General features: G+C 67.9%; 10 protein-coding genes. 4 read left to right on the top strand and 6 right to left on the bottom strand.

The window, feature by feature from the left end; all coding sequences use genetic code 11:
• Positions 1-163: 163 nt before the first annotated feature.
• Complete coding sequence (locus EDE12_RS00210; RefSeq protein WP_024878578.1) at positions 164-559, bottom strand: hypothetical protein; 396 nt, start codon at positions 557-559, stop codon at positions 164-166.
• Between the two features lie 313 nt (positions 560-872).
• On the opposite strand from EDE12_RS00210, the gene EDE12_RS00205 reads away from it, so the two are divergent.
• The 4 genes from EDE12_RS00205 to EDE12_RS00190 all read left to right on the top strand — a co-directional run bounded on the left by EDE12_RS00205 (position 873) and on the right by EDE12_RS00190 (position 15556).
• Positions 873-6047 carry a hypothetical protein gene (locus EDE12_RS00205; protein WP_134187956.1) on the top strand — a complete coding sequence of 1725 codons (5175 nt, stop codon included), beginning with the start codon at positions 873-875 and terminating at the stop codon, positions 6045-6047.
• A gap of 47 nt (positions 6048-6094) precedes the next feature.
• Positions 6095-12079 (top strand): MG2 domain-containing protein, encoded by a 5985-nt coding sequence (locus EDE12_RS00200; protein WP_084768610.1) that lies wholly within the window; start codon positions 6095-6097, stop codon positions 12077-12079.
• 158 nt (positions 12080-12237) lie between these two features.
• Positions 12238-14331: a transglycosylase domain-containing protein gene (locus EDE12_RS00195; RefSeq protein WP_026600069.1), complete on the top strand. Its 2094-nt coding sequence runs from the start codon at positions 12238-12240 to the stop codon at positions 14329-14331.
• A gap of 103 nt (positions 14332-14434) precedes the next feature.
• A complete protein-coding gene (locus EDE12_RS00190) occupies positions 14435-15556 on the top strand; it encodes an aromatic ring-hydroxylating dioxygenase subunit alpha (protein WP_051592631.1) in 1122 nt (373 codons plus the stop codon).
• Positions 15557-15560: 4 nt separating this feature from the next.
• Here the strand turns inward: EDE12_RS00190 and EDE12_RS00185 are convergent, their stop codons facing one another.
• From EDE12_RS00185 to EDE12_RS00165, 5 genes are all read right to left on the bottom strand, one after another.
• Positions 15561-16556 (bottom strand): hypothetical protein, encoded by a 996-nt coding sequence (locus EDE12_RS00185; RefSeq protein WP_024878583.1) that lies wholly within the window; start codon positions 16554-16556, stop codon positions 15561-15563.
• A 133-nt stretch (positions 16557-16689) separates the two neighbouring features.
• Positions 16690-17748 carry a lipocalin-like domain-containing protein gene (locus EDE12_RS00180; protein WP_026600071.1) on the bottom strand — a complete coding sequence of 353 codons (1059 nt, stop codon included), beginning with the start codon at positions 17746-17748 and terminating at the stop codon, positions 16690-16692.
• The gene (locus tag EDE12_RS00175; RefSeq protein WP_026600072.1) at positions 17738-20215 is read right to left on the bottom strand and encodes an ABC transporter permease; all 2478 of its coding nucleotides are present in this window, start codon (positions 20213-20215) and stop codon (positions 17738-17740) included. Before EDE12_RS00175 ends, EDE12_RS00180 begins: the two co-directional genes overlap by 11 nt.
• Positions 20212-20868 carry an ABC transporter ATP-binding protein gene (locus EDE12_RS00170; RefSeq protein ID WP_026600073.1) on the bottom strand — a complete coding sequence of 219 codons (657 nt, stop codon included), beginning with the start codon at positions 20866-20868 and terminating at the stop codon, positions 20212-20214. The genes EDE12_RS00175 and EDE12_RS00170 overlap by 4 nt, the downstream gene beginning before the upstream one ends.
• A 55-nt stretch (positions 20869-20923) precedes the next feature.
• Positions 20924-21916 (bottom strand): TonB family protein, encoded by a 993-nt coding sequence (locus EDE12_RS00165; RefSeq protein ID WP_026600074.1) that lies wholly within the window; start codon positions 21914-21916, stop codon positions 20924-20926.
• Positions 21917-22086 lie beyond the last annotated feature (170 nt).

Genomic DNA, 22086 nt, shown 5'->3' with positions numbered 1-22086 from the left:
CTCGCTCGAAACGAATTTTCCAAAAAGATTCGACTCGAAAATTCTAGCATCGAAAGAGTGGGGGCGCGCTCGCTTTCTGTCCGCGAAACTCGCTCGCGCGGCGCACGTACGAAAGACGCGCGGAAACATGTTCCGCGCGTCTGCTCGCCTCGCCGCGTCTCGATTACTCGAAGATGCGCAGCGGAGCCGTGATGAGGCCGACCGGAGCCGCGACCGGAGCGGGCGCTATGGCGACGGCCGGAGCCGGCGCGACGGCGACCACCGGGGTGGGGGCCACGACGACCGAGGTGACGACCGGCCTCACGACGATCGGACGCGCGAGCAGCGAGCTGGCGATGAAGCCGATCTTGCCGGCATAGGCGACGCGCGACCAGCCGCCGATGTGGCCGTGCACATCGACCACCGCCTGCGGGGGGACGGCGAGGATGGGCAGGAAGTCGAGGCCGGGACCCGTGCGGAAGGCGGCGAGGTCGGTGACGACGCGCGGGAAGGCCGCGGCCGAGCCGACGGAGCCGAGCAGAGCGGCGGCGGCGAGGACGGATGCGATTTTCGATTTCATTCAAGACCTCCGTAATAGGCATGCCGTTCGGCAATCATGATGCCTCACGACGGCGCAAGTAGCGCGCGCCCGGCCGGCGTCAGGGGCGCGGCGCAAATTCACTTTCCCTCGAGGTTAACGCGGTCGCGCGCGAACTCTTAGCGAAGCGTCATATCGGCGTCGTATTGTGCGGTCGCGCACGGCGGCGCCTCGAAAAAGCGCGTTTCCTTCCGCCCATGGAGAGACGTCGCGCGACAGTCCGGCTCGACTCGGAAACAAGCGGCGGCGTAAGCTCGAGCGCGGCGTCTTGCGGCGCATCGCGGCGGAGGGTGTCATGTTGCGCATGATCGGGGCCTTGCTTCTGAAGATCGCAATCGCTTTCGCGATGTCCTGCCTGTCGCTCGGCGCCTTCGTCTCCTATGCGGCGTCGGAGCCCGCGCCTTCCGCCAAAACGCGCGTCGAGCCGACGCGCGTCGAGCAGCATGCCGCGCCCGGCCGATTTTCTGTGAGCGAGCTGCCCGCCGATCGCGACGGCTTCTCGCTTCTGACCATTCCGGCCCCGGGCCGCTACGCCATCGCAGCGCATAGCGCCTCGGGCGTGGCCATTGGGCTCGTTGATATGATAACCGGCCCCGGCGAGACGGCGGGCGCCGCGGGCCAGCGCGACGGGCGGCTCGATCTGCTGCTCGACGCCGGCGTCTACAAGCTGCGGCTCTTCGGCGCCAAGGGCGCGATGGACAAGAGCGCGGCCGGCAAGGCGCGCCTCACCGCCGAGGCGTTTCAGGAGCAGGGCGCGCGCGAGGCGCTGGCGCCCGGCAAGACATTCTCCGCCGAGCTCGGCGATCTCGTCCAGAGGAGCTATTCGCTCGAGGTGGGGGCCTCGGGCCGCGTCGGCGTGGAGGCGCTGGGCCGCGCATTGCGCGATCTGCGTCTGTGGAAGGCGAGCGGCGAGCTCGTCGATCTTTCACCCGCGCGCGCGACAATCGAGACGCGGCCCGGGCGCCAGATGACGCGGCTGCGGCTGGAAGGCGCGGTCGAGCCCGGCCGCTATGTCGTGATCGCCTATGGCGGCGAGCCCATCGTCTGGCCGGAGGGCGGCGCGACGCAGCCCTTCCTCTTGCATCTCATCGATCCCGCATCGCTGGCCGCGGGCGTCGCCAATGGCGTCATCGGCGCTTTCGGCTCGGCGCGCTTCGAGGCGCCGGCGAGCTATGACACATTCCGCCTGGAGCTGCCCAAGCCGACCGCCGCCCGCCTCGAGGCCCGGCGTGGCGCTGGCGCGCCGGGGTCCGCCGCGATCGACAAGACGAGCCGCGAGCCGGTCGCGATCGTCTCGCTCGGCGGCGACGGCAAGACTTTGGGCCTCATCGAAGTCTCCGGCCTCGAGGGGCAGGCGTTCTCGCTGCGCGCATTGCGCCGGGCGAGCCGCGCGCCGATCGAGACGGAAGGACCCAATCTCGTCGCCATGGACGTCGCCGGCGAGGGCGCCGACGAGGTCCCCGCCACGGCGCTGCTGGCGCGCACGGAAAATGGCAAGACGCGCGTGCTGGCGTCGGACCTCCCGAAGATCGGCGGCGGCCGCGCCTATCGCGGCAAGTTCAATCTGCGTGGGCCGACCACTCTGCTGTTCGAGGCGACCGACAGCGGCCCGGTGGCGATCTCGGTGAAAGGCCCGCGCCTGCGCGCGATCATCGAGCCCGCTTTCGGCGCCGCCGCGGCGCGCGCCGATGGCCGCCTGCCGAGCCGCTATGATCTTCAGGCGGGCTTCTATTTTCTCTCGCTCGAGCCGTTGGAAGGCGCCGTTGGAATCGTGGATGTGACGCTCGGCCCGCCCGGCCTCGCCCCAGAGCTGCCCCCGCGGCCCTCCGCCCGCGCGGTGATTTCCTTCGGCGAGCACAAGCTCGACCGGGGCGCCTCGCATTTCATTCTCGCCAATAGCGCGCCGGGCCTGCTGACGGGTCCGCGCGTCATCGCTCTGCCGGCCGATCTCGAGAAGGGCGCCGCGCCTTTGTCGCGGCCGGCCGCGACGGAATATCTTCTGCCGGTGCGCACGCCGCGCGGCGGCAGGATTCTCGTCATCGACGACAAGGGCGCGAGCGCGCCCGCGCAGATCACGGAAGAAAAAATCGAGAACGACAATCGCTTCGCCACCATTCGCCTTCCGGCGCGAGCGGAGCCGGGCGCGCTCGCCCTCGTCTATGCGCATGATGTGGAGACGGCCGCCGCAGAGGCGGTAAAGGAGCGCCCGCCAGCGACGATTTCCGCCGCCAAGCCCGCTTGGCTGGATCTCTCCCGCGACGAGACGCGGGAGTTTCGTTTCGATGTGGCCGAAGGCGGGCTCTATCGCGTCGAGACCTTGGGCCGATTGCAGACGCGCCTCACGCTCGGCGCCGCGCTGGCGCCGCATCTCGGCGAGGGCGAGAACAATGGCCCCGGCCATAATGCGCTGGTGACGAGCTATTTGCGCGCCGGCGCCTATCGCGTCGCCGTCACCGCGCGCGAATCCGCCGGCCATCTCGGCCTTTCGGTGAAGAGCGTGGCGATGACGACGACGGCGCCCATCGCCGGCCAAGGCGCCGCGCGCGCCGCGCTCGACGGCGGCCACGGCGCCGTCGTGCCGATCGATATTCCCGAGGACGGATTCTATCGGCTCGATCTCACCGGGCTCGGCAAGGAATGGCGCGCGCGGCTCGAGGAGGCGGACGGCTGGCCGCTCACCACGCCCGGCCCGTTGACGCGCCTCACCCGCCGTTTCGAGAAGGGAAGCTATCGCCTCGTCGTGCTGCCGGAGGATGTCGAGGGCCGCTTCGTCGCGCGCCTGCGCAGGATTGTGACGCCGGCGCCGCTCGAGGGCCATGGCCCACATGCGCTGCCTTTCGACGCGCCGCAGAAGCTGCAATGGCGCGAGCCTCTCGCCAAAAGCGCGCCGCGCGACCCGGATGTGTGGAGCTTCGCGCTCGCCGGCGACTCGGACATTGCGCTGGATGTGAGCGAGGGCATGGTCGCGGAGATTTTCGACTCGGCGCGCAAGAGCGTCGGCAAATTCGCCGCCGGCCGCAAATTCTCCGGCAGGCTCGCCGCCGGCGCCTATCGCGTCGAGGCGCGCAGCCTCGCCCATGACGATCGGCTGGATTACCGCATCGCGCTCACATCGACGCAATTGCAGCCGGGCGCGCCGCGCTTCGTCGCTCTGCCCGCCGCTCTGCCATTCTCCATCGCGCGCGACGGCGTCGTCGATATTGCGAGCTTCGGCGACAAGGAGCTGATCGGCGCGGTCGAGGACGAGAATGGCGCCGTGATCGAGCGGCTCGAGGGACGCGCGGAAGATTGGAACGTCTCGCTCTCGCGGCGCCTGCCCGCGGGCGCCTATCGCCTGCGGCTCGACGAGCTGAAGGGCGCGCCGCAACCCGCGGCCGCGGCCGAGGAGCAGAATGACGAAGACGAAGGCGCCGCCACGGAAGGCGAGACGGTCGCGCAGGAGGCGGAGGAACCGGCCGAGCCCGAGGGCGTCGAGGTGAGCCTCGCTCTGCCTGCCTCCGCGCCGGCCGAGGCTTTGACATTCGCGGGCGTGAAGACCGTCTCCGGCGCCGGCGCGCATGAGCTGGCGCTGCCCGCTGCGCAGGAGGGGCGGCTGATGATCGTCGCCGCACAATCGACGCGCGAGACGGCGCTGTCGATCGAGAAGCGCGAGGCCGATGGACGCTGGCGCGTCATTGGCCGCGAGCGCGGCCTTGCGCCTGTCGCCGCCTGGCCGGCGGAGAGCGGCGAATGGCGCGCCAGCGTCTGGACCATCGGCGGCGCCGACGCACCCGTCACCCTCGCCGCGCGCAGCTTGGCGCGCACCCCGCGCGGCTTCGGCGACATAGCGCTGGAGCCGGCGCCGATCGAAGGGCTCGCGACAAAAATCTGCGTCGGCCTCGTCGCTGCGCCCGCCTCGGCGCTCGTCGCCATCGGCGCTGCGCCGACCTCGCTCGCCGCGGGCTCGGCGGCCGGTCGCCTGCTCGCTCCGGCTGCGGCCGGCGCGCTGGCGCCGCAATCGGAGAGCCTGTGGCTGCTCACGCAGGGCGATTGCGCCGCCAAGGCGCGCGTCGCCGCCTTCGCGCCCAGCGGCGCTGAAATTCCGCTCACGCTCGGCGAGAATGAGCGCGCCATTCTGCCCGCCGCCGGGCCGCCCTCCGGCAAGGCGCGGCTGTGGCTCGCGCGCTCGGCCTTCGGCCAGCCGGGCGTCTCGGCCGGACACGGCTTCGCCGTCGCGCCGGGCGCGGCTCTGGCGCTCGCCGGCAAGGAGCCGCCGCGCCTGTGGAACGCCGGCGACGCCCAATCCTTGCGTTTCACCGCTCGCGCGATCGATGTCGCTCTAGCCGCGCCTCTTCGCGCCGGCGCGCAATTCTCCGGCGTCATTCCGCCCCTCACGGCGCAGCCTCTCGCCTTCGACGGCGCCGGCGCGCTGGCGCTCGATCTTGCGAGCGGCCTCGCCGCGTTCTCCGCGCCGGAGGAGCCGCGCGCCTTCGCGGCTTTCGCCGATGGCGCGCCGCTGTCGCGTCGCCTCGAGGGCGCCCGCGCGCTATGGCTCGTCAATCTCACCGACACGCCCGCGCCAGCGCGCGTCACATCCTCGTCTGAACGCCACGAGCCGATCACGGCGGGGAGGGCGATCAAGCGCTTCTACGGCGCCGCCGGCGAGACCGCGCATCTCGTCGAGGCGCAGCCGGGAGATCGGCTCGTCGTCGCGGGTGGCGACGCCGTCTTCATCGGCGTCGATGGACGCGTGCTGCGCGGCCGCTCGCTCGCGCTCGCCGGTCCGGGCGAGGCGACGATCGCCCATGCGCCGGGCCTCGTCGCCGCCTGGATCGAGCGCGCCGGCAAATCGCCCTGGCCCGCGGCCGCGCCGCGCGAGGTGAGCGCGCCTTTCGCTGCCACGCTCAGCGGAGAAGCGCAGGCTTTCGCGCTCGATGTGACCGCGCCCATCGTCGTCGACATTCGCACGAGCGCGCCGGCGATTCTTGCTTTCACGCAGAATGGCGCGCGCGAGGTGGAGACATTCCCCGCTGGCGTGGAGCTGCATCGCTATGCCGCGCCGGGCCGCGCGCTCATCGAGATTTTTTCGCCGCATGACGGCGCGCTCTCCGGCGTGCTGAGCATTGCGACGACGCCGGTCATTCCGGTGACGGACGGCGTCAATGATCCGATCGCGCTCGGCCCCGCCGGCTCCGCGCTCTTCACCTTCGAGGTGACGAAGGCGGGCGAGATCGGCCTCGGCCTGCGCGCCGAGCCGGATCGCGCCGCGCTGCGTCTCCTCGACGTTGCCGGCAAGACGCTCGGAGAAGGCGCCGCGCAGATTCTGCGCCTCGAGCCCGGCCGTTATTTCGTGGAGGCGCGCGCGCCCACTGACGCGCCCGCGACGACATTGCGCCTCGCTCTGCGCGGCCTCGCGCCGCCGCCCTCCGGGCCGCCGCAGGAAGTAGCGGCGGAGTTTTTGGAAAAGGCCGGAAGGAAGAGCGGCAAATGAGCTTTCCTCATTCGACAAACGCCCTCAGTCCCATTCGAGGCTCGGCGATGAAACGCATTCTTTTTCTGTTCTCGAGTCTCACCGCCGTCATCGCGAGCGGAGCGAAGCGATCCAGCGTCGCAGGGCGGCCACTGGATCGCTTGGTGGCTTCGCTCCTCGCGATGACGGGCCTCCTTTGCAGAGGCGCGCTGTTGCGCGCGCCGCTCGCATTGCTTTTTCTCGCTGGTCTCTCCGGCTCCGCGCCGCTGCGCGCCGAGACGGCGTCCTTCGATCAATTGCGCCGCGCCGATGGCGCGCGCATCGTGCCGGACAAATTTCTGCGCAGCTTCGATCCCATCACCATCTTCTTCGATCGCGACATCGGCCCCAAGGCCGGCGGGCCGGAAGACGTGCATGAGAAATTCGCGAAGCTCTCCGGCGAGCCCGCCGGCGAATGGCGCTGGATCGGCGCGCGCGCGCTGCAATTTCGTCCCGCCGAGCCGTGGAAGCCGCTGCAGCGCGTCGATATAGAGGCGGGCGCCGCCGCGACGCGGCTCGTCGCGCTGCTGCCGACGCCCTCTTCCACCAATCCGACCGAGAGCGCCGATCCGATCGCCGATCTCGAGCAGATAACGCTCACTTTTCCCGAGCCCGTCGATATCGCTGCGCTGGCGCGCCTGCTGACGATCGAATTGCGTCCTGCGCCGGGAATTTCTCCGCTCGGCGGACAATTGCTGACGCCGAAGGACTATGACATTCGCCCGCTCGAGCGCGCCGATCGCAACGCCGCGCAGAGCGTCGCCATTCGCTTGCGCGAGTCGATTCACGACGGACGCGTCGCGATCCTGCGATTGAAGCTCGCCGACGAGCCGGGTCTCGACGATGAGATTTTCGAATTGCGCGCACGCTCCGCCGCGCCTTTCGCCGTCAGCGAGGCGAGCTGCGGCCGCGGCTGGAGCGACGACAAGCAGGACGGCGTGTTGCGCTGCGCTTTCGGCTACGCCGTCGCGCCGGCGTCGGCTTCATCGGAGGGCGAGGAAGAATCCGCGCCCGTCTCCAATTATCAGCCCGCCAATCGGCGCCGGCTGACATTGAGCTTCACCGAGCAGCCGGACGAGATCGACATTCTGCGCGCGCGCGAGGCGCTGCGCATCTCGCCGCCGGTCGACGATCTCTCCGTCGAGATCGATCGCAAGCGCCTCAATGTCTATGGCAAGTTTCTCTCCGATCGCGTCTATGAGCTGACGCTGGCGCCAGGCGCTCTACGCGACGTCAGAAAGCGCGCGCTCGCCTCGCGCTTCGCGCTGCGCTTTGCTTTCGATCGCGACCGGCCGGCGCTCGCATGGGACGCCGCGCAAGGGCTCGTCGAACGTTTCGGCCCGCAATTGCTGCCGCTGCGCGGACGCGGCTATGATCGCGCCGATATTCGCATTCATGCGATCGATCCGTTCGCGCGCGACTTCTGGCCTTTCCCCAAGAGCGGCATCGAGACGGAGGACAGCGCCGCGCCGCCGCTGCCCGGCAATGAGCCCGCGCATTGGGGCGAGACCGATGCGCCGGAGGCCGATGCGATCGCCGCGCGCATAAAGGCGCTGGGCTCGCCCGCCGTTTCCGCGTTGCTCGATCTGCCGATCCGCCGCAATGGCGCCGACGCCAAATTCGGCCTCGATCTCTCGAGCGAATTCGCCAAGATCGCCGGCGCTGGACAGCCGGGAACCTATCTCATCGGCCTGCGCGCCGTGGATGAGAAGAAACGCCATTGGCTGCGCGCGCAAGTGACCGATCTGTCGCTGAGCGCGATAGAGGAGCGCGCGCGTGTGCGCTTCGTCGTCACCTCGCTCGCCACCGCGCAGCCCGTCTCCGGCGCGGAAGTGCGGCTCGAAGGCGTGAAGGGCGAGAAATTCGTTACGCTCGCGCGCGGGACCACTGACAATTCCGGCTTCTTCGCTTTCGATCCCGGCAAGCGCGCGGAAGCCGATGTGCGCCGCATCGTCGTGACCAAGGGCCTCGACACGCTCGTATTGGACGCTAATGACGGCCCCTCCGAATATGCCCGCGAGAATTGGACGAAGCCGGACGGCGCCTGGCTCGCCTGGACCGCGAATCCGCAGGAGCCGCGCAAGGACGAATCGCGCACGCTCTGCCATGTCTTCGCTGAGCGGCCGATCTATCGGCCCGAGGAGCCGGTGCATATAAAGGGCTTCGTGCGCGCCTTTCGTGATGGCGCTCTGGCCATTGCGAAAGCCGGCGGAACGCTGGTCGTCTCCGGCCCCGGCAATCAGGAATGGCGCATTCCGGTGAAGCTCGACGCCGCCGGGAGCTTCTATCACAAATTCGACGCGCAGACGCCGGCGACCGGCGATTACGCGCTGCGCTTCGAGCCCGATGGCGCAAAGCCGAAGAAGAGCGACACGAAAGGCGATGAGGCCGAGCCGAGCGAGACCGCAGAGGCCGAGGGCGACGCTCCGCAGACGATTTCTTGCGGACAGTTTCCGTTCAAGAAAGAGGCCTATCGGCTGCCCACATTCGAGGTGGTGCTGAATGCGCCGCAGATCGTTCCGCTCGACGGCGAGTTCAATGTCGATCTCATCGCGCGTTATTTCGCCGGCGGGCTGGTCGCGGAACGGCCGGTGAAATGGCGCGCCGTGCAATTTCCGCATGTGTTTCAGCCGCCGGGACGCGAGGGCTTTTTGTTCTCGAGCGACGCGCGCTTTTCGGGCGAGGGCAAGTTCAAATCTTCGCCGGTGCTGGAGCGCGACGCGCGCACCGACACCGGCGGCGCCTCGCGTATGACCTTCGACACCACGATAGAGCCGACCGCGCAGCCGCGACGCTATTCGATAGAGGCGACCGTCACCGGCGACGATGGAATGGAGGTGCGCAATGTGCAGAATGTCATCGCCGTTCCGCCTTTCGCGCTCGGCGTGAAGCTGCCGCGCTATGTCGAGCGGCCCGGCGCGGTGACGCCGGAGTTTCTCGCGCTCGATGGCAAGGGCGAGGCGGTGGAAGGACTTCCCGTCACCATGCGCTTCATCAAGCGCAATTGGGTGTCGACGCTGCAGGCCTCCGATTTCGCGCAGGGCGCGGCGAAATATGTGACGCAGGTGATGGAGGAGACGCTCCTCGAGCGCAGACTGACGAGCGCGAAAGAGGCGCAGAAAATAGAGCTGGAGGCGCGTGAGGCCGGCGTTTATGTCGTGCAGCTCGAGGCCTATGATCGCATCGGCCGTCGTCAGCAGGTGAGCGTCGATTTCTTCGTCGGCGGCAATACGCCTGTGACCTTCCAGCGTCCGCCGGCCTCCACTGCGACGATCACGACCGACAAGCAATCCTATGCGCCGGGCGAGACGGCGACGCTCATCGTCCAATCGCCGTTCCAGAGCGCCAAGGCGCTCGCCATCGTCGAGCAGCCCAATGGCGTGTTTGATTATCAGCTCATCGACATCGCCAATGGCTTTGGGCGTTACACGCTCACGCTGCGCAAGGAGCAAACGCCGAAGCTCGCCGTGCATTTCCTCATCATGCGCGGACGCTTGAAGGACAGCGCGCCGGCGGCGGCCTCCAATATCGACCAGGGCAAGCCGGTGACGATCGCCGCCACCAAATGGATCGAGGTGACGCCGGTCAAGAATATCGTGACCGCAAAGCTCGATTATCCGACGAAGGCGCGGCCGGGGCAGGAGGTGGAGGTCAGCTTGCGTCTTTCCGATGATCTCGGCAAGCCGCTCGCCGGAGAAGCGACATTCTGGATGGTCGATCAGGCGGTGCTGTCGCTCGCCAAGGAGCGGCCGCTCGATCCGCTGCCGGATTTCATCGTCGAGCGCGAGACGAGGCTCGCCGCGCGCGACACGCGCAATCTCGCCTTCGGCAAGATTCCGCTGGAGGAGATTCCTGGCGGCGACGCCGGCCTCGACGAATGGGGCGCGGAAACCAATGTCAGCGTGCGCAAGAATTTCACGCCCGTGCCGATCTATCTGCCGAGCGTGAAAGTCGGCGCCGACGGCGTCGCAAAGATCAAGGTGAAGCTGCCCGACTCGCTCACCGTGTTCAAGCTGCGCGCCAAGGCGGTGAGCGGCGCCGATCGTTTCGGCTATGCGACGGGCGAGATGCTCATTCGTCAGGAGCTCGTCGCCCAGCCCGTGTTGCCGCGTTTCCTGCGGCCGGGCGATGCGTTCGATGTTTCCGTCCTCGCGCGCATCGTCGAGGGGCCTGGCGGCGGCGGCAGAGCCTCCGTCGCCGCGGAGGGGCTGATGCTGGCGAGCAATGCGTCGCAGGCTTTCAGCTGGATCGCGAACAAGCCTGCGCGCATCGATGTCGCCGCCAGCGTGCCGGAGCCAGCGCCCGGCAAGGAGAGCGTGAAGCTGAATTTTCGTGTGGAGCGCGACGCCGACCATGCGCGCGATGCGGTGGAGATCGACTTGCCGATCAGGCCGGATCGTCTGCCGGTGCGGCGCTATGAGATCGTCGAGATCGCGCCCGGCGAGAGCAAGACACTCGCGGCCGCGACCGACGCCGCGCGGCCCGGCTCCTTCCGCCGTGACGTGACGATCGCCGGCGATCCCGCTCTGGTGCGGCTCGTCGCGGGATTGAACGCGCTCGTCGAATATCCTTATGGCTGCACGGAGCAGCGCCTCTCGCTCGCGCGCTCGGCGCTGGCGCTCAAGAATTTCACGCCGATTCTCTCGGCTGCGGGGCTCGAGAGCCGTCTTTCCAGCGATGTGCGCAACACGATCCGCGCGATCGATCAAGCGGTCGACGCCGATGGGCTCGTCGCCTTCTGGCCGCGCGCGCGCGGAAATGTGTCGCTCACCGCCTGGGCCTATTCCTTCCTCGTCAGCGCAGAGCGCGCGGGCGAGCCGATCGACAAGCCGCTCGCCGATCGTCTCGCCAATGTGCTGAAGCTGTCGCTTCGCTCGGATTATCCGCGTCTGCTCTCCGGCGAGGAATTGCGCGAGCGCGTCGAGGCGCTGATCGCGCTCGCGGAGGGCGGCAAGCTCGACGAATCCTATGTCGCCGAGCTGTCGCGGCACGCCGATTTCATGGCCAACGCCAGCGTTGCGGAGCTGACGCGCGCCGCCGCGCGCACGCAATCGGGCGATCGGCGCAACGTCGACTCCTTGCTCGATTCTCTGTGGAGCCGCGTGAAGATTCTCTCTCGCAACGGCGCGCAATATTATGCGGGCCAGGCGGCGGACGGCGGCAATCCGGTGATTTTGCCCTCCGAGACGCGCTCGCTCGCGGAGATGCTGCGGGCCGTCACGATCGCTTCGCCTTCCGATCCGCGCGCGGGGCTGTTGCGCGACGCGCTGCTGCGATTGGGCGAGGGCGACGGCTGGGGCTCGACCAACGCCACCGCCGCCGCGATCGATGCGCTCGCCGAGATTTGGCGTCGTCCGCAAACGCCCCTGCAGATCGCGCTCTCGCAGGAGGGCGCGCCGCCGCGCATGCTGACGCTGGACGCCAATAATCCTGTCCTGCGCGAGACGAGCACGGCTCCTGCGGCGCTGACGATCGTCAATCGCGGACCGGCGCCGATCATGGCGCTGGTCGAGACGCGATACGAGCCGAAAGAGAGCGGCGCGAAGGCTCTGCCGGTGAGCGAAGGCTTCGCGCTGACGCGCGACATTCTGCGCGTCGGCAAGGCGGATGCGCCTTTGGAAAAAATCGCGGCGGAGAATGGCGTCGTGAAGCTCGCCATCGGCGACGTGATCGAGGAGACGGCGGAGCTCGTCAATCCGCAGGATCGCACCCATGTCGCGATCTCGCTGCCGCTGCCGGCGGGCTTCGAGCCTTTGAATCCCCATCTCGCGACGGCGCCGGCCGAGGCGCAGCCGTCGAGCGCGCCGACGCTCGCGCCGACCAGCGTCTCCTTCGGCGACGATCGCGTGTTCTACGCTTATGACCAATTGCCGAAGGGAACATATCGCTTCGCCTTCCGCGCCAAGGCGCAGACGGCGGGCGCCTTCACCGAGCCGCCGGGCGTCGTCGAGACGATGTATAAGAAAGGCCTGCAAGCGCAGAGCGCCGGCAAGCGCGTGGAAATCGCGAAGTGAAGAAGGTTCGCGAATTCTTTCTCCCGCTTTTCGGGAGAAGGAGGTCGCCCGCTCTGTTCTTATTTTTCTTCTTCATTGTTGCGCTACTCGTTCCTTCCGCTTTCTTCGTTCGCACGGCCATCGGGCGCGCGCAGCTCGTCGCGCCGCGGCCGACGCCCATGGTCTATGACCGCAACGGCGGCTTTCTCACGCAGATCGGCGCGCGTGACGCTGCGCGGATCGACTATGGCTATTGGCCATTGCGTGACATTCCGCAGCGGGTCGCGCTCGCGACTCTCGCGCTCGAGGACCGCCGCTTCGCCTCGCATGGAGGCGTCGATGCGCGGGCTCTGCTGCGCGCGGCGTGGCGCAATCTTGTCGGACGCAAGCGCCGCGAGGGCGCCTCCACCATCGCCATGCAGGTCGCGCGCATGCAAAATCCCGCGCCGCGCAGCTTTTCGGCCAAGATCACGGAGGCGGCGACGGCGGTCGCGCTCGTCGCGCGCCATGGTCACGAGGCGGTTCTCGCGCATTATCTGCGGCTCGCGCCCTATGGCAATGGCAGCCATGGAATCGCGCATGCCGCGCGCTTTTATTTCGACAAGCCGGTCGAGGATCTCTCGCTCGCGGAGATCGCTCTGCTGGCCGCTGTTCCGCAATCGCCCGGCCGCATGAATCTCTTTCGCGAGAGCGGGCTCGTCCTCGCGAGGGCGCGCGCCGCTCGCGCGCTCGCCTATCTGTCGCGCGAGACGCTCGTCGAGCCCGCGCAGATCGCGCTCGCGACAAAGCAGCTCGCGACGCTGCATCCCATCGGCGCGGCGCGGCGGCCGGATGCGCTGCATCTCTCGCTACGCTATGAGGCGCTGGCGCGGGAAGGCCTCATCGCGCCGGCCTCGCCGCATGATCCGCGCATCGGCGCGACCATCGATCTCTCATTGCAGGACAAGCTCGCGCATCTTTCGCGGCGCTATCTCGCGCTCTGGCGCTCCGCCGGCGCGCGGCAAGTCGCGCTCATGGTCGTGGAGCGCGGCGCGGGCGCTGTGCTCGCGGACATAGGCTCATCCGATTATCGCGACTGGCGCGATGGCGCGATCGATTTCACGCGCGCGCTGCGCTCGCCGGGCTCGACGCTGAAGCCTTTCGTCTATGCGCTCGCATTCGAGCGCGGCGCGCTCGAGCCCACGGATCTCGTCGCCGATGTTCCAGAGGGCGCATCCGGCGTCAACAACGCCGATGGCGCGTTTCTCGGGCCGATGCTGCCGCGCCAGGCGCTCGCCAATTCGCGCAATGTGCCGGCGACCAATCTCATGCGCCGCGTCGGGCTCGAGGCCAATTTTCAATTTCTGCACGATCTCGGCCTGCATGATCTCGAGGCCCCGGCGGAATCCTTCGGCCTCTCCATGGCGATCGGCGCGCTGCCGACGCGGCTCGAGCATCTGATGCGCGCCTATGGCGCGCTCGCCGAGGATGGCGTGCTCTCCGATCTTCTCTTTGCGAAAGAGCAGCAGCGGCGCCGCTCCATTCGCGTGATGTCGAGCGACACGGCGCGGCTCGTCACCTCCATGCTGGCCGATCCGCTCGCGCGCCTGCCGAGCTTTCCGCGCTATGGGCCGCTCGAATATCCTTTCGCCGTGGCGGTGAAGACCGGCACCTCGCAGGCCTATCGCGACGCCTGGACCATCGCCTACTCGCGAAAGGCCATCGTCGGCGTATGGATCGGGCGCGGCGACGCCGGCGCGATGAATCGGCTGAGCGGCGCCGCATCCAGCGCGCGGCTCGCGCATGCGGCGTTGACGCTCATTCATGGCGCGAAGGCGGGGGAGATAGAGGCGGAGTCGTTTCCTGCGCCGCAGGGACGCGTTCCTGTGGAAATGTGTCTCGCCGGTGGACGCAGCGACGGACGCTGCGGCGAGACGCTGGTCGAATGGGTGAGGCCAGAGAAGGCGCCGCCGACGCGCAGCGCAATGGAAATCGCCGCGCGGCCGGCGCCGCGCGGCGACGAGAATGTCGAGCTCGCGATCACGACGCCCGAGCATAAAACGCATGTCTGGCGCAATCCAGAGCTGCCGGCAGAGCTGAATCGTCTCGCTCTGCGCGCATCGGCGCCCGGCTCTGTGGAGCAGGTACTCTGGGTGGTGGACGGCCGGCCGTTCCGGCTCGCCGACGCCGACCAGCCTGTCTATTGGCCCATGCAGCCGGGAACGCATCGCATTCAAGCGCGCCTGCCGTTGCGGCCCGGCGCCTCCCGCACCGTGGAAGTGACGATCGAATGAGCGAGGCGTCTCGCTTTTTCGATATGGGCGCGAGAGGTTTACCCGGGCCGGCTTTTTTATTATGAGGCGTGCTGCGTGAGATCTCGGGTCGATGGAATCTGGCATGGCTGACGACGCGGCGGTGATGATGGCGACCGATGCCGATACGGCGTTGTCCCGCGATATACGCAAGACCGCTCTCGATCCGAATTTCTGGTATCCCGTCGCGCGCAGCGAGGAGGTGCGCAAAGGCAAGACGCATCGCTGCTCTTTCGCCGGCGATCCGATCGTGCTGGCGCGCGGGCGTCAGGGCGTGTTCGCGCTCGAGGATCGTTGCGCGCATCGGCAAGTGCCGCTCAGCGCCGGCGTGGTCGAGGAGGAGACGATACGCTGCGGCTATCATGGCTGGGCCTATGACGCGAGCGGCGCCTGCGTGTCGCTGCCCTATGCGACCGATTGCAGCCGCGCCGCAACCGGCGTGCGCAGCTATCCGTGTCGGGAGGCCTATGGGCTCGTCTTCGTCTTTCCGGGCGATGCGGCGCGCGCGGAGCTGACGCCTTTCCCCGCTGTGCCCTCGGCGACCGACAGCCGTTACAAGATCCGCTATCTCAATCGCCGCGCCGGCTGCCACTACAGCTTCATGCACGAGAATCTGATGGATATGAATCATCAGTTTCTGCATCGCCGGCTGATGGGCGGGATCAAGACCTATTTTCTCGGCAGCCGCAGAGGCGACGCCTGGGCGGAAGCGACCTACAGCTTTCGCCGCGTGAGCGGTCGGCAGCCCTTCGGCGAGAATTTCATTCTCAATCGCGGCAAATGGCGCTTGAAGCGCGCGCCGCTTTCGGCCGAGGCGCTGGCGACGCCGCCGGGCGATCGTATGGTGATCCGCACCGACTATCCCTATCAGACGCTGAAATTCTGGACCGCAGGCGCGAGCGAGCCGGCGCTCGATCTGTGGAACTGCTATATTCCTGTCGATCGCGCGCAGAAGATCAATCACACATTCGGCATGATCATGATCAAGCGGCCGGCGAAACATTCCTTCCTGCTCGATCTCTTCTGGCCCGCGATCGTCTGGTTCACCAATGGCATTTTCGCGGAAGATCGCTGGATCTGCGAATTGGAGCAGGCGGCCTTCGACGCGCAGGGAGAGGATCGCAATCAGGAGATATTTCCGGCGATCCTCGATCTGCGCAGCGTGCTCGTGGAGAATGGCCTGCCATTGGCGCGTGATCGCGGGTAAGGCGTCACGCGCGCAGCGGCAGATGCGACATTCGGAAGAAGGCGGAGACGAGCTTCACCATCAAGCCGACGAAGCCGGAGCCGCCATAGAAGCCGGTCTTGTTGAGCTGCACATAGACATAGGCGGGCCGGTCGGAGCGATTGGTCAATTCGCACACGAGGAAGCCTTCGCGCGCGCGCATCGATTCGAATAAAATGCCTGTCGCCTCGGCGAACTCACGCAAGCGCGTGCGCACGGGCTTTGGTGCGACGGCGATCGGCGTTTCCTCGTCATTCGCCTCCGCATCGTCGGGGTGGCGCAGGCTCGTCGGGCGCAGCTTGGAGTCGATGTTCTCCGTGGCGGCGATGACATTGCCGAGCGCGAAATCGCGGCTGTCGCCGGGCGCGAGTCGCTCGCACCATACCATAGTGCGGCCGGAGAGGCAGAGAATCGCCTGCCGTCCCGCATTCTCCGTCTCCTCCGCGCGATAGACATAGGGCGCGCGCGCCCAGCTCATCGTGGCGGCGTCGCATGGCGTCGAGTGTATCGCCACCTCGGCCGAGGAGCAGAGATAGGCGGGCTGCAGAAACTTCAGCGGCGGCGCGCCGTCGCGCGCCAGCTCGGAGAGATCGATCTTCTCGACGACATTGCCGTCGCCGGCGGACAGGAGAATCTGCCGCTGATCGGCGAGCGTGGTGACGCGGTTGAGCCGCACGTCGCCGCCGCCGCAAAAGATTTGTAAAAATGCGCTGCCCTCATTGGCGATGAAGGAGCGCGGCGGAATCTCGTGCGGGCTCTGGCGCGGGATCGTCTTGACGCCCGGCCAGCGGCAGACGGAGCGATTGGGACGATCGAAGAAGGCCGTGTTCGGCCCGAGCGTGACGACGAGCCCTTCCTGTCCTTCCAGCAAGCGAAAATCGCTCTCGCCTTCGACGAGGATGGGACGGTCGCGGCTGAAGAAAGGATTGCGCGCGATGGTGCGCAGGCCGAGATCGAGGAAAAAGGTCGGCGACAGATACATGGTGGGAAATCCCCTCGGCGGAGCGTCGCCGGAACGGGTCCAGCGCAAGCCTTGCGTCAGAAGAAAGCATCCCAGTATGGATAGCGCCGATGACATTCGGATCAAGCTTCGGCGGCGAAGCGAGACCGAACCGTCAGTATCCCGTCATCTCGAGATAGCCGACGCCGCTCTGCGCGCCGGCGAAGGAGATCGGCCCTTCGAAATAGCCGATGCCGACGCCCATGAAGCTCTGCGAATTGAGGGGCTTCGTCTCTATGTCGAGATGCAGGCTCGCCACGCGCACGCGCCAGCGCAGGGGCAGCAGGCGACCGGCGACGAGGCCCTGCTCCAGCGGCTCGAGGAAAATATCGTCGCGCGTGAGCATGCGCGTCGCGCCATCGGCTGTGATGAAGCTTCCCGAGAGAAAGGGAAGCGTCTTGTCGCTGCGCAGACGGAAGAGCATCAGCTCGCCGCCGCTGTCGAGATGCAGCGAGAACCAGTCCCAGCCTTTCTGATCCGCTGAGAGCGGCCGGCTGCTCCATTCGTGATCCATCCAGGCGCGGCCCTTCACCTTGCGCTCGGCGCCGTCTATGGCGAGCGCGCCTTCGACGCTGAAGAAGGGCTGGCTGTAATAATATGAAGCCTGTCCGCTCTCCGATTTACGGCTGAAGCCTGCTTCGCCATGCAGAGCGAGCGGCTCTTCGGCGGTGAGCGCGAGCGTGTAGCGAAAGCGCGGCGCGATTGCGGAGATGGTTCCGCCGGAGAGATTGGGCTCCGTCGCGGAAAAGGACCAATTGTCGATAAAGGCGCGGAATGGCGCCGCTGTGACGCCCGCCTGTCCGACGCCGCCGCGTGCGCGCGTCTCGGCGAAGAGATGCAGCGCATCGGTCGTGACGGCGGCATGCGCGACGAAAGCTTGCGGGCTGTCCCAGCCTTCGCCGCCATGCGGCGCGCGCGCGTGGCGGAACAAGGTCCATTGCGCGCCATAGGCTTTGCCTGTCTCATCCGTCAGATTGGCGGTGAGATACCACCATTCGATGCGAAACTCTGGATGCGCGCCATGATCGCGCGGAAAGACGAGCGTATGGCCCGGCTGCGGCTCGGCGAAGCCTTGCGCCTCGTCGCCGAGGCCGGCGAAGCCGGCGGCGCGCGCCGGCGCAGTGGAAAGAAGCGCCAGAGCGAGGAGAAGGGCGCGCGGCGTTTCAGCGTTCATTGGCGAAGACCGCGAGCAGCGACGCCGGCGCGATGCGCGCGAGACGGCGAATGGGCAAGAGCGCGGCCAGCGCGGCGGTGAGCAGCGCCAGCGCGAATACCTCGAGCCATTGCGACGGAAAAATGTGAAAGGGCAGGCGCCAGCCGAAGGCGCGCACATTGACGATGGCGACGAGATCATAAGCGAGAGCGAGGCCGAGCGGCACGGAGACGAGCGCCGTCGCCCCCGCGAAAAGCGTTACGCGCGCGAGTTCCAGCAGAGCGAGGCTGCGCCGCGAGACGCCCGCCGCCCACAGCGGCGCGAGCTGCGGGACGCGCGCGGCGGCGAGCGTGGTGAGGCTGGCGAAAAGTGCGATCGCCGAGACGACGAGCGTCAGCGCGTCGAGCGCAGCGGTGACGGCGAATGTGCGCTCGAATATGTCGGTCGAGCGCTGCTTCAGCGCCGCCTGATCGATGATGCGCGCGACGCCCGCGCCAAATTCCGCTTGCAGCGCGAGCATGATCTCCGGCGCAGTCTCCGAGCGCGCGCGTAGCATATAGTCGAGCCGGCGCGCGTCCGGCCAGCGCGACGAGAGCGCGTCGTGATCGACGCGGAGCTGGCCTTTGGCGGCGCCGTAATCGGGATAGATTCCGACGATCTCGACGCGCCAATCGCCGGTTGGCGTCGGTATCTCCAAGGTCGAGCCGAGCGCGAGGCGAAGACGCCGCGCGTGCTGCTCGCTGATGAGCGCGGAATCGCCGCGTGCGATGCTGTTCCACGCGTCGGCGTGCGCTTCGAGCAGTGGAAAATGCGCGCTGAAGGTCTCATGCGGCGGCGCGCCGACGATCTCGACGGGCCAAGAACTTCCGGGCGTGGAGCGGATGGCCGTTTTCGCCTTGCACAGCGGCAGAACGGCGGCGACGTCCTCGCGATGGGAGAGCCATGCCGTTATACGCTGCGCGTCTTTATCGCTCGCGGCCTCGAAATAGATTTCCGCGACGAGGCGCTCGTCGAGCCATTGCGTGAATGTCCGGCGAAAGCCCTCCACCATGGAGCCGACGCCTATATTGGTGGAGAGGGCGAGCAGCAGCGCCATCAGCGCCAGCGAGAGGCCGGGAAGCTGCTGCAGCGCATCGGCGAAGAACCATTTGGCGAGCGGTCCCCGCGCGCGTCTTTCGCCGAGCCGCAGCATTGCGGCGAGCGGCAGCGGCAATGCGAGCGCGGCGCCGAGCAACAGCCCGGCCATGGAGGCGAAGCCCGCCTCCATCCCCTCGCCGAAGAGCAGCGCCGCCGCCGCGCCCATGAGCGCGAGTACTGCGAGCGCGGCCTGGCGGTAGAGCCAATGTCGCTGCGCCTCGCGCCAGGCGAAAGGCTGCGCGATGGCGAGCACGGGCAGGCGCAGAGTCTTGACCAGCCCGCTCGCCGCGGCGATCGCGGCGCCGATCAGCGCCATGCCGATGCCGGATAGCCACCAGGAAGGCGCGAGGCCGAGCGCGCCGTCGAGCTCGGCGCCATAGAGTCCCTCGAGGCTGGCGGCCATGTTGGGCAGCAGCGCGGCGGCGATGAGATAGCCGCCGGCCATTCCCGCAGCGCCGGCGAGCAGGGCGAGCAGCGTCAGCTCCGCGACCAGCGCCAATGAGAGCGCACGCAAGGAGGCGCCGATGGCGCGCAGCGTGCGGATGATCGGCAGGCGCTGCTCGAAGGCGAGGCCGAAAGACGCATGTGCGATGAACAGGCCCACCACATAGGCCAAAAGGCCGAAGGCGGTGAGGTTGAGATGAAAGCTCTCGGTGAGCTTGGCGAGCTCCGGCGCCTCATCTGCCTCCACGCGGCGCAGCGTTTCGCCGATGACGGATTCGAGCGTGGGCGCGTCCGCAGTAGGTTCCTCGGCGAGCAGCAGGCGCGACAGGCGCCCCGGCCGATGCAGCAGCCTCTGCGCGGCGCCGATGTCGACGACGACCATCCCCGGCGCGAGATCTCTGGCGATGGCGAGCGGCGGCAGGCGATCCGCTTCACTGATCGTCGGCGTCGCGCCTTCCGTGAGGCCGAGCGCGCGCAATGTCTGCGGCGCGATCAGCGCGCGGCCGGGCGGGCCGAGGAAATCATTCAGATCGTCGCCCTCCGGCATTTTATTGCTGGAGATTTTGGGCAGCGTCAGCGGCTCCACGCCCAGCAGGCGATAGGATTTGTCGCCGAGGCGGATCGTCCCCTCGAGAATCGGCGAGACCTTCCAGCCCGCGCGCCGCAGAGCGATGAAAGCGTCCTGCGCGAAAAATCCGCCGCTCGCCGCAACGAGGCTCGGCGAGCCGCCGAGGCCGAGCGCGCCGGCCGCGCGATCATAGCTGCGGCGCGCTTGATCGTTCAGCGCCGCGACGCCGCTCCACAGCGCCGTCGCCACGGCGAGGCCGACGAAGAGCGCGGCGAATTGGCCGGGACGTCGCCGCCAATGGCTGGTGAGCGTGGTGAGCGTATAGAAGAATTGCTTCACGGCGCCAGCCTTCCGCCGGCCAGAGTGGCGCGACGGTCGAGCCGCGCAGCGAGCCGCGCGCTATGCGTGACCATCAGCACCGCCGCGCCCGCCGTGGCGGAGAGCTCGAGCAGAAGATTGAGCACGGCGTCGCCTGTGGCTTCATCCAGATTGCCGGTCGGCTCGTCGGCGAGCAAGAGGCGCGGGCGCGGCGCCAGCGCGCGGCCGACGGCGACGCGCTGCTGTTGCCCGCCCGACAATTGCTCGGGATAGCGATCGAGCAGAGCGGAGAGGCCGAGACGCTCCGCGAGCGCGTCGCGCCAATCGCGATCGTAACGCCCGGCGAGCCGCGCCTGCAGAGAGAGATTATCGCCGACGGTGAGGCTCGGCACGAGATTGAACTGCTGAAACACGACGCCGAGTGTCTTGCGGCGCAGCGCCGCGCGGCCTTCGTCGTCGAGCTTCGTCACTTCCGCATCGTCGATGTGAATGGCGCCGCCATCGGCATGGTCGAGACCGGCGACGAGATGCAGCAGCGTGCTCTTGCCGCTGCCCGACTCGCCCATCAGCGCGAGGCTCTCGCCGGCGCCGAGCGTAAGATCGACGCCGCGCAGCACGGGCAGAGGACCCTGCGGTCCGAGATAGGATTTCGAAAGCCCCGTCACGCGCAGCAGCGCGCCCTCTACTGCCGCATCACGCGCGGGCGCCGAAATCACGCTCAAAACGCCCTCATTTCGGATCGAAGTGGAATTGAATGCCGCGCGGATGGCCGTAGGGCGGCGCAGGGAAAGGCGCGGCGCGGCGCACGGCGGCGAGGGCGGCGTTGTCGAGCTCGGAGAAGCCGCTCGAGCGATAGACCGCCTGGTGAGTGAGATGCCCGCCCTCGTCGATGAAGAACACGACGACGCCGTGATTGGGCGTCGTCTTGTTGCGCAGGGACGGCGGCACATTCATATGCCGCATGATGAGGCCGAAGAGCACGGAGAGATAGGTGGTCTTCGCCGTGCCGCCGCTGACCGGCGCCGGCTTGGAGGAGCCGGAGAGCTTGAAGTCCGGTAGCGGCTCCAGCGAGGCGAGCTGATCGGCGATGGATTTGGGCTTGGGCTCCGGCGAGGCCTTGATCTCGACCTCGCCCTGCTTGTCGTCGATCCGCGCTTCCTTTTGCGGCTCCGCCTGCTCGACGATCTCGGCGTCGGCCTTGTCCTCCTCCGCCTTGGGGGCGGCCGGCGCGGGCTCGGCCTTGGCCGCCTGCTGCTTTTGCGGATCGGCGGATTTCTCCTGCGCGGGCTTGGCGGCGTGCTGCTCGTTCGGCGGCTCGCGGCGGGCGGATTTGGTCTCCTGATCCGGCGCGTCGCGATCGGCCTTCTCCTGGTTCGGCGCGCGCGGCGCGTCGAAGGCCGGCTTCTCGTCGTCGACGAGCTTTTGCGGCGGCGGCTTCTGCTTTTGCTTCTCCTCCGGCTTCGGCTCCTCCTTCTCGGGCTCCGGCGGCGGCGGCTCCTGCGGCGGCGGAGGCTGCGGCGCCTCGGCGACGACCTCCAGCGGAATTTCCTGCTCTGTGGTCGGGCTCTCGCTCGACAGCAGCAATTGCTCGAGCAGAAATGCCGCCAGGACGAGAATATGTATGAGCGCGGACAGGATGATGGGCGCGAGCCGGCGCTTCGCAGGCGCCTCGCTCGCGGGCGGCGTTGTCAGACGTTCGGTCGGGTCCGCTCTCAAGCTCATGTCAGAAGCGACATTCGAACGCCGCATTGCGGAAAAACGACGGCGAGAGCTTCGCGCTCGAGCCTGAAAGGCGCGATTCTGCGAGGATGGACGCGCCGCGCGCCTCCGTTCCGCGAGATGTTCCGGCGACGCCGGGCGCGACAATGAAAAAGCTGCGCGTCATCGAGCCG

The sequence above is a fragment of the Methylosinus sp. sav-2 genome, assembly GCF_004366495.1.
Lineage (GTDB): Bacteria > Pseudomonadota > Alphaproteobacteria > Rhizobiales > Beijerinckiaceae > Methylosinus.
Note: the sequence above shows the minus strand (reverse complement) of the source record. Positions and strands in the feature narration are given on the sequence as shown.